The 12,980-nt window shown below is 31.7% G+C and carries 9 protein-coding genes; all 9 read left to right on the forward strand.

Features of this window, described 5'->3' with window-relative positions; genetic code table 11:
- Positions 1 to 81: 81 nt before the first annotated feature.
- The 9 genes from BBF96_RS00540 to BBF96_RS00580 all read left to right on the forward strand — a co-directional run bounded on the left by BBF96_RS00540 (position 82) and on the right by BBF96_RS00580 (position 12,683).
- Positions 82 to 1,785, forward strand: coding sequence for an ATP-binding protein (locus BBF96_RS00540; protein ID WP_127018129.1), 1,704 nt, complete (start codon positions 82 to 84; stop codon positions 1,783 to 1,785).
- A gap of 442 nt (positions 1,786 to 2,227) precedes the next feature.
- Positions 2,228 to 3,430 carry an MFS transporter gene (locus BBF96_RS00545; protein ID WP_127015355.1) on the forward strand — a complete coding sequence of 401 codons (1,203 nt, stop codon included), beginning with the start codon at positions 2,228 to 2,230 and terminating at the stop codon, positions 3,428 to 3,430.
- Positions 3,431 to 3,807: 377 nt separating this feature from the next.
- Positions 3,808 to 4,098, forward strand: coding sequence for a GNAT family N-acetyltransferase (locus BBF96_RS00550; protein WP_164730823.1), 291 nt, complete (start codon positions 3,808 to 3,810; stop codon positions 4,096 to 4,098).
- A 234-nt stretch (positions 4,099 to 4,332) separates the two neighbouring features.
- Positions 4,333 to 5,361 carry a type III-B CRISPR module RAMP protein Cmr1 gene (gene cmr1 / locus BBF96_RS00555; RefSeq protein WP_127015357.1) on the forward strand — a complete coding sequence of 343 codons (1,029 nt, stop codon included), beginning with the start codon at positions 4,333 to 4,335 and terminating at the stop codon, positions 5,359 to 5,361.
- Between the two features lie 12 nt (positions 5,362 to 5,373).
- Positions 5,374 to 6,462: a hypothetical protein gene (locus BBF96_RS00560; protein ID WP_127015358.1), complete on the forward strand. Its 1,089-nt coding sequence runs from the start codon at positions 5,374 to 5,376 to the stop codon at positions 6,460 to 6,462.
- A 7-nt stretch (positions 6,463 to 6,469) separates the two neighbouring features.
- Complete coding sequence (locus BBF96_RS00565; RefSeq protein ID WP_127015359.1) at positions 6,470 to 10,198, forward strand: Cas10/Cmr2 second palm domain-containing protein; 3,729 nt, start codon at positions 6,470 to 6,472, stop codon at positions 10,196 to 10,198.
- 25 nt (positions 10,199 to 10,223) lie between these two features.
- Positions 10,224 to 11,234 carry a type III-B CRISPR module RAMP protein Cmr4 gene (gene cmr4, locus BBF96_RS00570; RefSeq protein WP_127015360.1) on the forward strand — a complete coding sequence of 337 codons (1,011 nt, stop codon included), beginning with the start codon at positions 10,224 to 10,226 and terminating at the stop codon, positions 11,232 to 11,234.
- A complete protein-coding gene (locus BBF96_RS00575; RefSeq protein WP_127015361.1) occupies positions 11,231 to 11,644 on the forward strand; it encodes a hypothetical protein in 414 nt (137 codons plus the stop codon). The genes cmr4 and BBF96_RS00575 overlap by 4 nt, the downstream gene beginning before the upstream one ends.
- On the forward strand, positions 11,637 to 12,683 hold the full coding sequence (locus BBF96_RS00580) for an RAMP superfamily CRISPR-associated protein (protein ID WP_127015362.1): 1,047 nt from the start codon (positions 11,637 to 11,639) through the stop codon (positions 12,681 to 12,683). The genes BBF96_RS00575 and BBF96_RS00580 overlap by 8 nt, the downstream gene beginning before the upstream one ends.
- Positions 12,684 to 12,980: the final 297 nt, after the last annotated feature.

The following is a 12,980-nucleotide window of genomic DNA, read 5'->3' on the forward strand; positions in this document are numbered from 1 at the left end:
GATGAAATGATTTTACTAAGCAGGGAATAATAACCTGATAGAGAAGGAGTATATAGAATAATTTTATTTAAAGGAGTGAAAATATTGAAGCTCCCGTATGGTATATCAGATTTTGAGGTTATCCGTAAAGAGGGATATTTATATGTTGATAAAACAAAATATATAGAGCAATTAGAAGAAATAGGAAGATATCTTTTTTTTATAAGGCCGAGACGTTTTGGGAAGTCTCTTTTTCTTTCAACTTTGGAACATTACTATGACATTAATAGAGGTTCCCAGTTTGAAAGGTTATTTGGGGGGTTATATATCGGAAAGAATCCTACTGATTTGAGAAATAAGTTTGCAGTTTTAAAACTCAATTTTTCCGGGTTAAAAACTGATTCAAAAGGAAATGTGGAAGAATCATTTAGAAAAACTGTATTGAGTGGGTTAATTCAGTTTGTTGAAAGCTATTACCGGTTTTTTAATCATCCAGAAGAGATCATTTACAGGTTAGAAAAAGAAACAGACTTAAAACACATGTTAGAAATTGTCTATAATGCGGTAAGAAAAATTGATAAAAAAATTTATTTAATCATTGATGAATATGACCATTTTGCCAATGATATTATTGCTATGGGAGATGAGATATATTATCAGAATATTGTGCGTGCCAGCGTTTTTGTCCGGGATTTTTATGAGACTATAAAAATTGGAACTCAGGGTGTTATTGATAGGATATTTATAACTGGAATTTCGCCCATTATGTTAGATGATTTAACCAGTGGTTTTAATATTATTTTAAATATTACTATGGACCCTGTTACCAATGAAATGTTGGGTTTTACAGAAGAGGAAGTAGAAGAGATCATTAAACAGATTAAAATTAGTGAAGATGTATTAGATCATAAAAGATTAAAGAAGCTTTTAGAGGAATATTATAATGGGTATCTATTTAATGAAGACTGTAGTAAACGGGTTTATAATCCGGATATGATTTTTTATTATTTTGACCAATGGTTGAGACATAAAAAACCTCCAAAAGTGCTAATTGCTGATAATGTGAAAACTGATTATGGTAGGTTAAATCGTTTGGTTAAAAATAAAGCCAATCGTGAAATTATGGAGAATATTATTAAGAATGAGAAGATAACAGCAGATATTGTTTCAAAGTTCTCCTTTGATAGGATGTATGATCAGAAATACTTTGTTTCTCTTCTCTTTTATCTAGGACTTTTGACCATTGATCAAAAGATCAGGACACGCCTTTTATTGAAAATACCCAATTTTGTGATTAAAACAGTCTTTTGGGAGTACTTTGAACAGAAATTGACTGAAGAGTATAAGTTGGTATTAAAAGAGGAGGAATTGAAAACAGCAATAGAAGCTATGGCTTATGATGGAGAAATAAAACCGTATATAGAGTTTATTAGTAAGAATGTTTTAAAGGTTTTATCTAATCGTGATTTGATGAAGTTTGATGAAAAATATTTGAAGGTTATTCTAATTAGCTTTTTGATTCAGAGCAATATTTATAAACCAATTAGTGAAAGAGAAGTTGAAAATGGATATATTGATATTTTTCTTGAAAAGGATATTGGTTTTGTTGATGTTAAGTATGAGTGGTTGTGGGAGTTGAAATATATAAAAAGAAGAGAAAAAGACCAATTGGAACGGATTAGAGAAGAGGGGCTGGCTCAGTTAAGAGAATATGCTGACAGTAATGTATTTAGAGATAAAAAGAATTTGAAAAAAGCATTGATAATTTTTATTGGAAAAGGAGAATATGAAATTGTGAATCTGTGAAAGCGATATCAATCTGGTATTGCTTTTTTAGAAGGTAGCGTCAAATGAAATATGAAGTTTTCTAGAAAATAGGGGTAGGTAGTAATTTAAAACCATTCTATGATTTTGCTGCAAAAGCTAATTTTTCGCTTCAAAAGAAATTTTTCGAATTATCTAAAGTTCGGTTTCAGTCGAAATAAGGCAAGTGGAGTCTGTAATCTGCAAAGGTGGTTTACCGCCAAATGAATCATGGGGTTTATGGTTGACAAATTATAACTTACGAATCCCTCCATTCTGGATGTAGTGAGTTGTGTTTTGGTCAACTATTACCTACTACTCCAGGGGGGGAGGGATTCCTTCTTTTTGAGGAAAATCCCGACCCTATGAGGAAAAATCAAACTTTTGTCTCTTAAAAAAGGGAGAAAATTTGACGGAACACATTATGATTCTGGAGGTATAAAAAATGAAAAAACCAGATAACATATTTAAGTTTTACGTATTTACATTTCTTAGAAATTTTGAACTTGTCATGCCTGTCCTGGTGCTGTTTTATTTAGATAACAATTTAACGTATGCAAATATTTTCTTCTTGCAGGCCTGGTTTACTTTAATTATTATGATTTTTGAAATTCCGTCGGGAGCACTTTCAGATTTTTTTGGGAGAAAAAAGACGCTTTTAATAAGTGGTTTTATACATGCTTTTGCCTGTTGGATTTATTCAATCTCCAAATCTTTTGGGATGTTTTTAGTTTGTGAGACATTTTGGGGAATCTCTGCTGCCTTTGCATCTGGTACTTTGCAAGCATTTGTATATGACTCTCTTAAAGATTATAAACGTGAAAATGAAGCCAAACAAGTTTTTGCAAAAGTCCAGACAATTAGTTTGCTTTCAAAAGCTGTTTCTGCTGTAATTGGTGCCTATATTGCCAGTATTTACAGCTATCGCTTTGTCTTTTTTTTAACTACATTTTCCTTCCTGGCAGCTTTTATTACGAGTTTGTTTTTCAATGAACCGAAATGTTTGCAAACAGTAAAAAGAGTTACTTTAAGAGATTATATAAAACAAATCAAAGATGGTCTTAATATTTTACGTGGAAGTTCAATTCTGATTTTTTTAACGGTTGAAAGTACAATTATAAACACTTGTATCGCTCTTTCTTTCTGGTTCTTTCAGCCATTGTTACAGTCTCGTGGTCTTGCAATAGCAAATTTTGGTCTTGTTATTGCTATGTTTAATATTTTTTCCGCAAGTGGAGTAATTTTGGCACCAAAATGTGAAAAAATGATTGGAGCCCAAAAAACTATTCTGTTTAGTGAATTATTTCCAACAATTTTTATGATTGTTGTTGGAATTTGGATTAATCTTTATGTTGCTATTATCGGCTTTATAATTATTCACGGTATAAATATGATTCGTATGGCGCTATTCAATGATTATTTTAATCGCTATATAGATACTCAACAAAGAGCCACGGTACTGTCCTTGATTAGTTTTTTAGGTTCATTATCCTATGCAATTCTTGGCCCCATTGTAGGAAAGATAACAGATTATACAGGTTTGGATGTTATATTAACAGGTATTGGAGTTGTTACTGGAATTTTGATTATTATGTTGGGTTTTATGAGACAAAGGTTATCTCAAGACTTACAGAGTTTAAATGCTTAGTGTTTTATCTTAATTTTTAAATAATTCATCGATATCACCCCATACAAATAGTATATGGAAGTTGCTGGGGCAAAGGGAATTGTATACTAAGTCTTCTAATAAAAAAAGGAAGGAATCTCAAGGGATATTGAAGAATAATAGTTTAAGATTTTTTCAAAATATTGGAAAAGAGAGGAAATTTGATGGAATGATTAAACTGCAAAAAGCTAATTTTGAGCGACATAGAAATTTTTCGCCAAATCATCTTAGCGAGATTTCCGACGAAATAAGGCCTCATCACAGGAGGTGATTTAGATGATTCGAAAAATTTCTCAAGAAGCGAAAAATTAGCTTTTTGCTAACCATGGAATAAATATATATGAGGGGGAAGTATAATCGTGAATAAAGGTGATAACCAGGTTGTTGAATACATCTTTGCAGATGAAAGCATAAAAAAAGAATGGGTAAAAAAGTCACAGTGGGATAAAGAGGTAATTCAACAACATATGCATCTGAAAAATGGATTTTCTATCGTAGCAAAAATTGGTGGAGATTTAGTTAGTATGATTTCTGTTTACTGGAATAAGTTAGAAGAGCCAATACCCGAAACCTTGGAGGGATATATTGATATTATTGAGGTGGTTAAAGAGTATAGAGGTAGGGGCATAGCTAGAGTGAATTTATTCTGAATAAAAAATTTTCGTGTTTCAACCAACCTGTTCAATTTTAACCGGTCAGGTTGGTTGTTTTTTTAGGAAATTAAGGCGAAAAAAATTAGCTTTTAGCACCAAAATTAAAAATTTAGCTTTTAAAGAAATTTATTGGATTTTATTGCAGGAAAACAATATAAAAAGACGAAAATTATTATTATCAAAAAAATACCTTTTATTTAACAGAGTGTTAATCCAGGAGGTGGAAAGGGAATGATGGAAAATACGGAAGAAAAAAATCCATTAACTATTAGAGTTAATATCCTTACAAAGCTATGGACAGGGGACATAGATGGCAAAAATTCTGAAAGACGTTTAACAGGAATCATCGGTTCTATACGCTGGTGGATGGAAGCATTGGTACGGGGCCTGGATGGGTTTGCCTGTGACCCGACTGACACAGATTCTAAATCGCTATATCGCAAATGTGAGTTTGATTCATCGACTTTTAAAAAAAAATTTAATGAAACTGGAAGTTATAGAAAGGCCTTTGAAGAAAGTTTAAAATCTATTTGTCCTGTATGTCAAATTTTTGGTTGTGGAGGATTGTCTTCAGCTTTTAGATGGGTTAAGAAAGAAGAAGATAATAGTTCATTTACTTTGGAATTAATTCCTCTTCGGCCTGTTTCGCAAGAGTTGTGGTGGTTGTTAGACAAAACTCTCCATATAATAACAACTTATGGTGCTGTTGGTGGTAAAATAACCCAAAAGCCCTATCCTAACTCTGACATTAATTATGGAATAGTTGAATTTGCATATAATTTTTCAAATTTACATCAGAAAAAACTTTCAGATATAAAAACCTGGATTAAGGATATTGGAGGAAGGCAAGCTGTTAATTCTTCTGATTTGCCAAATTTTAAATATTTCTGGTTTATTCCAGGCTTTCATTTGAAAAAAGATGAAATAAATAAATTTCTTAGATTAGATGATAACGGTAATAAGATTAATACTAATTTAGAAGATGATGAAGAAGATTTCTATGAATTTTTAAGGGGGAATATAGGAGAGTCTAAGAAAATTTTTTCTTTTCCTGGGAAAAGTATTGAAATAGATGAATATTCTCCATGGAAGAAACTTCATGAATTATTTTACTCAACTATCGAAATAGAAAGGCTTTGGGGTTATGTTAGAGATGAGAAAGATGTGAACAAAGTAGAAAGTATATTGTCTCGATTGACCAGAAAAGAAATTATTAAAGAAAAAATTATTATAGGAGTGGATTTAATTGAACAATTGTAGGTAGGTGATAAAATGAGGGATTTTTTGTGTCATAAAGTAAAATCGATAATGGATGAAATTGGTGATTTAAAAAAGATTGATAGTTTTGAATTTAAGGGGACTTATTATAGAGTAGGTAGTATGTTTGAAAAATTAATCTGTTGTGAAATTAATAAACAATCTGATAAAGAACTCGAAAAAGAACTTAAAACAATAAAGGAAAATTTAGTAAAAAAGATGAGAGAAGAAATGAAAAAAGAAATTCAGAAAAAAGCAGAAGAATATGATAACATTTTCTGTAATTTATACAATGAAAACATTGAAAAACTCCATAAATGGGCCTGTATGCTCAAAATTCATTTTGTCTTCAAAGAAAAATACATTAGCAGAGATGATGATAATTTTTATTTTATTGACAATCCTGTAGCCAAAGAAAAAATATTTAAAATCCCAATCATTCATGCCAGTAGTTGGAAAGGAAATCTCCATTGGGCCAGCCTTAGAAATTATGTTGCTAAATACAATCTAGAAGAAAGAGATGCCGCGAAAAATCATAAAAAAGAGGCTATTTATGCTGATAGAGTCCGTTTAATAAAACTGTATGGAACAGAACATGCTGCTGTAACCCGCTATCTGGATGGATTATATAAAGATATTGGACTATCGGGAGATGAATTTAAAAAATTTGCAGCAGAGGAGTTAAAGACAGAAACTCTTGAAAGAAGAGGCCGACTGTCTTTTTATCCTAATTTTTTTAAAGAAATTGATTATGAGGTAATAAATCCCCTTGATCGTATGAAACGTAGTTCCAAAAAAGGCCCAATTGCCATTGAAGTAATTTCTTCTTCCAAAGAACAGGTATTAAAATTATTTTATCTTCCCTTTGACCTTATAGGACAAAAGAAGGATGAACCAGAAAAAATTGAGGAGATTAAAGAGGATTTGGAAATTGTTCGCCTGGCGGTTGTTTCATTATTAGAAAAATACGGAATGTCAGCCAAAAGAAAAGCCGGATATGGAAAAGCTGAGATTACCGGAGTGGAGATTAAAGCAAATTTTTATAATTTTGAAAATCAGGCATTAGATATCAGTAAAGAATATTTTGGAGTAGATTGGAGGTAGTTAAAATATGGGAAAAGGATCTGTGGTTGAACTTACACCCAAAGAACGCAAATTCCTTCTCTTGACAGAGGTATTAGGTATTTTACATGACATAGGAAAGTTAGCAGAATCTATCCAGAAGTCGACCTCAAATAATGGTAAAGTCCTATTACCTTTTAGTGTTCATATTTTACGTCCTTTTTACGAATGGAATTTAGATAAAATTGAAAGGTTAAAAAGCAGAAGTGGGAAATATAGTCAGTATAAAAATTCTTATCATTGGATAAGTAAAGATGATTTAAAATTTTTAACAACGAATGTCGAAAATAATGACAAAGATAACAGTGAAAAAAAAGATGAAAATGAAGATGAAAAAAAAGATTTTTCTCATTTAAATAAAGAATGGAATAATTTAAAGATTGAATCTAGTCTTGTCAATAAAAGTGAGAAAATTGGTTTAACAGCGTTAAAACATCATTTTAAATATAAAGATTGTATTAAACCAGATTCTTCTTTGGCATATCTGATTGCCCAAGCAGATAATTTGGATGCCTATGAAGATCGTTCTACCGATATAGATTATGATAAAGGAACAGATTATGTTTGTAATCCTTTTGGAGGAATATTAGAAAAAGAAGATAGAGATAAACTTAGAAAAGAAGTTTATTCTAAATTAGGTTTATTTAAAGAATCAATAAAGGGAATTTTTGAGGGAATATTAAACCTAGAAGGTGATGATATAGATGAAATTAGTAAACTTCGTTGTAAGTTTTATAATATTGCAGAAGAGATGAATAAAGCTGCTGCCATGTCAGTCGTACCGGATAATGATACCACTGTTTGGGATCATGGTTTTGCCGTTGGAAGTATTACCAAAGCAATGGTTCGTGCAATATTTTTAACGGAGAAATTAGCAAAAGTAGATAAATCTAAGGCAAATATTTATGAAAACTTTGAAAAGTTGAGAAATCTTAAATGTAATAAAGAGGAAAATGAAAAATTAGCTTTATATCTTTATCTTGCTGAGAAAAAATTGGATAGAGATAAAATTGAAAAAATTATGCCTGAAAATATAAAGCTTGAAGATGTTTTTGCTTTTGAATATAATGGCAGTTTCAAAAAAGAAAATGCGAAGTCAGATAAAATTTATGCAAATTTCTTTTTGATAAAATCCAGTGAAGATAGTTTTACAAAAAAGTTTAGAAAAACTATTAATGAGAAAATAAATATAAAAAAATATGGTTTTTTCCAGGTGCAGGGTAATAAAACGAAGTTTTATGTAAACTTTTTCAAAAGTGGCGGCGCTGGTTGGCTGGATGATGAGGGGCAAAAGGTTAAGGTTAACGTCTATGATTGTCTTTTCGGCACACCCCATATATTAGCCGTTCAATATCCAGGCCGGGATTTTTGTACACAGGTTTTTCGCATGCCTGATTTCATTGGTCGGAGGACTAAGTTGAAAAAAGTTCTGGAAAAAGTTAAAAATTTAGTTGAAGTTGAATATTCTCTCGGCAATTGTGTCTATGAAGACATTAATGGAATGTATTTTCTAATTCCAGATTTAAAAAATACTGGACTTGAAGAAGATATAAAAGAAAAAATCCATAAAATCTTTGCCCAGGAAGATCTTAAGGGAGTTATCTTGCCCAGGATTAAAACTACACCCTGTATAAATGAATCTGATACTATCAACTTTGGTAAAGCCATTGTCAAATTGAAAAAGGAATATGAGCAGAGCTTTAAAAAGAGATTAGCTCCCTATCGGGTTGAAAAAATTACTGATTTTGAGTGGATTGATGAGTGGAAAGATGAGAATAAAGGAATTTGTCCTCTTTGTAGAAAAATGCCCGGTACTGTAAAAGATAAAAAATATGAGAGAGAACCTATTTGTAATTGGTGTAATTCCATACGAGAAAATGCTCTAGAGAACAAAGATGTTAATAGAAATTCAAAATATCGATTTGCCAGTTTGATTAATCAAGTCATGGATGATAATAGAAATATTGCTTTGCTGGTGGGGGATATTGGACTTTTTGATCTCTGGTTAAAGGGAGACTATGTTTATACAACTTTTAACGTCCGGGGAAAAAAGAAATATTCCAAAACTCCCAGTCCGTCGCGACTTCGTTCCATTATCCGAAATGTCAACGATTTTACCGGCAAACTTGAAGAGATATTAACTGGGGATGTTAATTTAAGGAAAAGGTTAATGGGGATAACATTTAAGATTAATAATTCTATAATTGATGAATTTAATTTGAAAACAGGTTTCTGGATTCATAAATATGATAGTAATGATTTAGAAAATTTGATTAAGAAACATATTAAGGATGACAATAAAGCACAGATTTTCAAAGAAAAATTGTTAAAATGGCAAAATGGTACTTTTAAAATATTAGTTCAGCGAAAAATTGATATTGGAAAAGACATTGTTAAATGTGATACTGTTTATCCAGAAAACTATTTTGAAGGTATTTTAAAAGATGATACTAAAGTTAGAGAAATTTTAGAGAAAATTTTAGCAGAGTATTTTAATAAGGAAAGAAAATTTGAGATAGAAAAGTCAAGGATTGAAAAAGAAAAAAATGAAGCAAATTCTGTTGAAAAAATGATTAAGCTTACGGTTAAACAGAGTTCAATTATCAGGGCCAGAGTTATTTATGGATTAACAGATGAATTTATGATTTTAGTTCCTGGAAGAGAAGCAATTGCCATTCTTGAAAAATTATATGACATATTTAAAGAACGGTTCGGAAGAGTCCAGGGGCGTTTATCATTAAATGTAGGAATAGTCTATGCGCGGCATAAGTATCCTTTGTATTTAATCCTTGATGCCGGCAAAAGAATGCTCAAAGAATTCAGAGAAGCTCTGCACCGAAACAAAAATGTAGAAATTAAATGTGAGATATACGAAGCTAATATTGAAAAAGATGAGAAGAAACCTGAAGTTACAATCTTAACAGATGGATTGGAAGCTGAAGTTTTGGATATTTCAGAATGTGGTGCAAATAATGAGTTTAAAAAAATTAAAATAAGATTTAGTGATCCTCTGTTCAAAGATAAAGAATTAAATATTAAAATTCCTGAAAAAATACTGCTAAGGAAAAAAGAGCAGAATGAAAAAGAAATATTAGACGATTTTTATCCAATCTGGATTGTAATTAAAAATAATAATGATAAAGGCAATAATGATAATGAAGAAAATAGCAAAAAATTAAAATTAATGAGGAATTCCAGTAATAAAAATTCTGATGAAGATTATGCTGTTTTGGAGGCCGGAGATACCATTCTCTATGCTCCCAGTCTGGTAGATTTTCAATTCTTATCAACGGTAAATGACAGGATAAATATTGCTTTAACTAAAGAGGGCAACAATTCCTGGGAGAAACGGATTCACACCATTAGGCCTTTAAAATTAAGACCTTATTTAATGGAAGAGTTTTTAGCGTTAATAGAGATTAACAAAAAAATAGACGAAAGAAAAATTCCTGCCTCAGGGCTAAAGAATCTTGAAACTTTATTGGCAGGAGAAATAAACCGCTTTTTTAAAAATTATGCTGAATGGCATAGTGGGCAAAAAGGACAACTGATGAATAATATTGTTTCGGCAATGGTGGCTAATATCAGTAAGTTGGACAGGTATTTCAAAGATGGTGAAAAAATAGATGAAAAAGCTAGAGAAGAATTTTATCAAATTTTAAAAGACGGAAGGTTTTTTGATTTGATGGAATTGCGCACTTTTATAGAAGCCTTTTAAAAATGTAAAGAAGGGTGTGAAAAAAATGATTAAAGATATGTGTGAAAAAAAGATAGGATTATTAACGGCCATTGATCCCATTCATATCGGTACAGGTGGTTATCGGATGGATCGGGTGGACAACTCAATTATAAGGGATGTGGATGGAATTCCCAAAATACCTGGGACAAGTCTGTCTGGAGCTGTAAGAAGTTATGCCGCATTACATTATAATGATAATAAATGTGGTGGTGCTAATAATTGTGGTGCTGAGAACTGTGAAATTTGTCAGACATTTGGTGTTACCGGTGACAAAGCATCTTTAAAAGGCCTTGTCAGTTTCTATGATGCTTTGATTCTCTTGTTTCCTGTGGCCACTGTCGCAGGGCCCATCTGGATTACAACTCCCAATAGAATTAAAAATTTCTTAAAAGAATTTCCTGATTCGGATAAAAAGAAAAATTATTTAGACAAACTGCCGGAGATTAATGATAATGAGTGCTATTTAATGTCAACCAATACTGGAGAATTAAAAGATATTTCTGAAATTAATTTAGGTTGGCTGTTGATAAATGTTAAAAAGCTGGAGAAAACAGATGAAGGCAAAGGAAATCAGGAAGCAAAAGAAGAGTCAGATAAGATTGAAAAACTTAAACAACTTGCAAAAGATATTGAGGAAAAAATCATTCTGAATGTTGATAACTTTATTAGAAAAAGAATTGCTCTGGTTAATGACAAAATTTTTAATCTGATAGTCAATGACAATCTGGAAGTTAGAACTTCAGTGGCGATTGATCCTGTGACAGGTGCTGCAGTAGATGGAGCTCTATTTACATATGAAGCCATACCTCGACTGACGGTTTTTTATTCGATAACAATTATAGCTAAACCTGAATATTTTCAGAATTCAATTGAATATTCAAAAGCCAAAGAAATTGTAGAAAAAGGGTTTGAGTATTTAGAATATATGGGAATTGGAGGTATGACTACCCGGGGATTTGGTAGAATGCGTTATTTGGATATCTGGGCCAAGGAAGGGCAGGGTGGACAACCATGAGAGAATTAAAAAACTTAGAAAAGATTTGCGCTGAAAAAGGACATGATTTTGTAGAAAAAGTCAAGGAGAAGAATAAATCTTCTATTGTCAACACTGTCAATAAAGCTATGGGAATATTGCAGGAGAATGGCATATATGCATATTTTATCTGGTTAAATTCCCGTTCATCAGATGAAGAAAAAGTAATAGCCCGAGAATTAATCAATACATCTGAGAACTTATTAGAAGATTATGATAAAGAAATTTTTAAATCCCAAAAAGGTTTTCAGAGTTTATTTGAAGCAGATGACATTAGATTAAACAGTTTTATAATGATGAAGAAATTACTTTATTTGATGTTGACTTATGCATTATATATAGCTAAAGGATTATCGGATAAAAGTGATGAACAGGGTGAGGATAATGGCTAAGTGGAGAGCAGTGGAAATAATTTTAGAAGCCAGATCGCCAATACATATTGGAGAGAGACGGATGGGTGTAGTAAATTTGACCAGGCGGTATATTCCAGGGAAAAATTTCTGGGGAGCATTTACGGCTATTATTGCCAGAGAGATGATGGATAATTATAATCCAGAGTTTTATTTAACTGTGGGAAAAGAGGTAAAAGAAAATATGCGTTTCAGTTATTTTTATCCCTATGATCTTAAAGAAAAAAAGGTTTTTATACCAATATATCTGAGAGACGGACTGGAATATCTAGTTTTTTCAGATGTTGATAAAACAGGTTATTTAATATCCGAATATGAATTTGATGGCAAATATGTAGAGAGTTATGCGTCAGCTGCCCTGGATTATTCCAGTGGAACAGCTCAGGATCATTATCTTCATGAATTGGAGTATTTAAAACCAGGCCTGGGATTTAAAGGTTATATTTTTTACAAAGATAAAATGAAAATTATTGATACTAAAACTATCGATATTGATGCCAAAATTGATGAATGGATTAATAAATTGGAGAATGTAGGAGTAGGCGGCGGCAGTACCCGGGGTTTTGGCCGGATGATGGTGATTGATACTAAATCAGTAGAGGGAAAGATTGATATTTTTGGTGATTTAACAAAGATTAATCTAAAGATTGGCCAGACTGTTTTAAGAAAGTGGCAAGTTAATTTAAAAGATGATTTGCCAATTGATTTAGTAAATAATGAAACAAATACAGTAAATAATGAAACAAATAAAAATAAAGCTGCCAAAAAATTGGATATAGCTCTTATGCCATTGGTAATAAAATCTTCAGATAATAATAAAAAAAATATTGAATTAACAGCTTTGAGAAATTTTAATGGCGACATTGAGCCAGTGGTAGGCCGAAACTGGTCCAAAACATCAGGTGCCGGTCAAAAGTTTTCAAAGGCGGATATAACCATAAGTCCCGGTTCCACCTTTGAAAGTGAAATTGAGGAGAAATTAATTTTAGATAGTTTTGGTTTGATTTATTTACAATCTTAGTTGGTCTGGTGTGAATTCTCCCTGTACTGGATTTATCCAGTATCAGGGAGGTATTTTATATAATGATTATACTGCAAAAAGCTAATTTTTCGCTCAAGGAGAAATTTTTCGAACCATCTAAAGCTCGATTTCAGTCGAAATAAGGCACACTAATCAATGGGGCCTTCCTGGCCCTTGATTAGCTCATCACATCCTGTGATGAGGCCTTATTTCTCCTTCAATTTCGCTAAGATGGTTTATCGAAAAATTTCTATATCGCTCAAAATTAGCTTTTTGCAGTATAATCAATATAATGAG

Origin of the sequence: Anoxybacter fermentans, from assembly GCF_003991135.1 — a bacterium.
Lineage (GTDB): Bacteria > Bacillota > Halanaerobiia > DY22613 > DY22613 > Anoxybacter > Anoxybacter fermentans.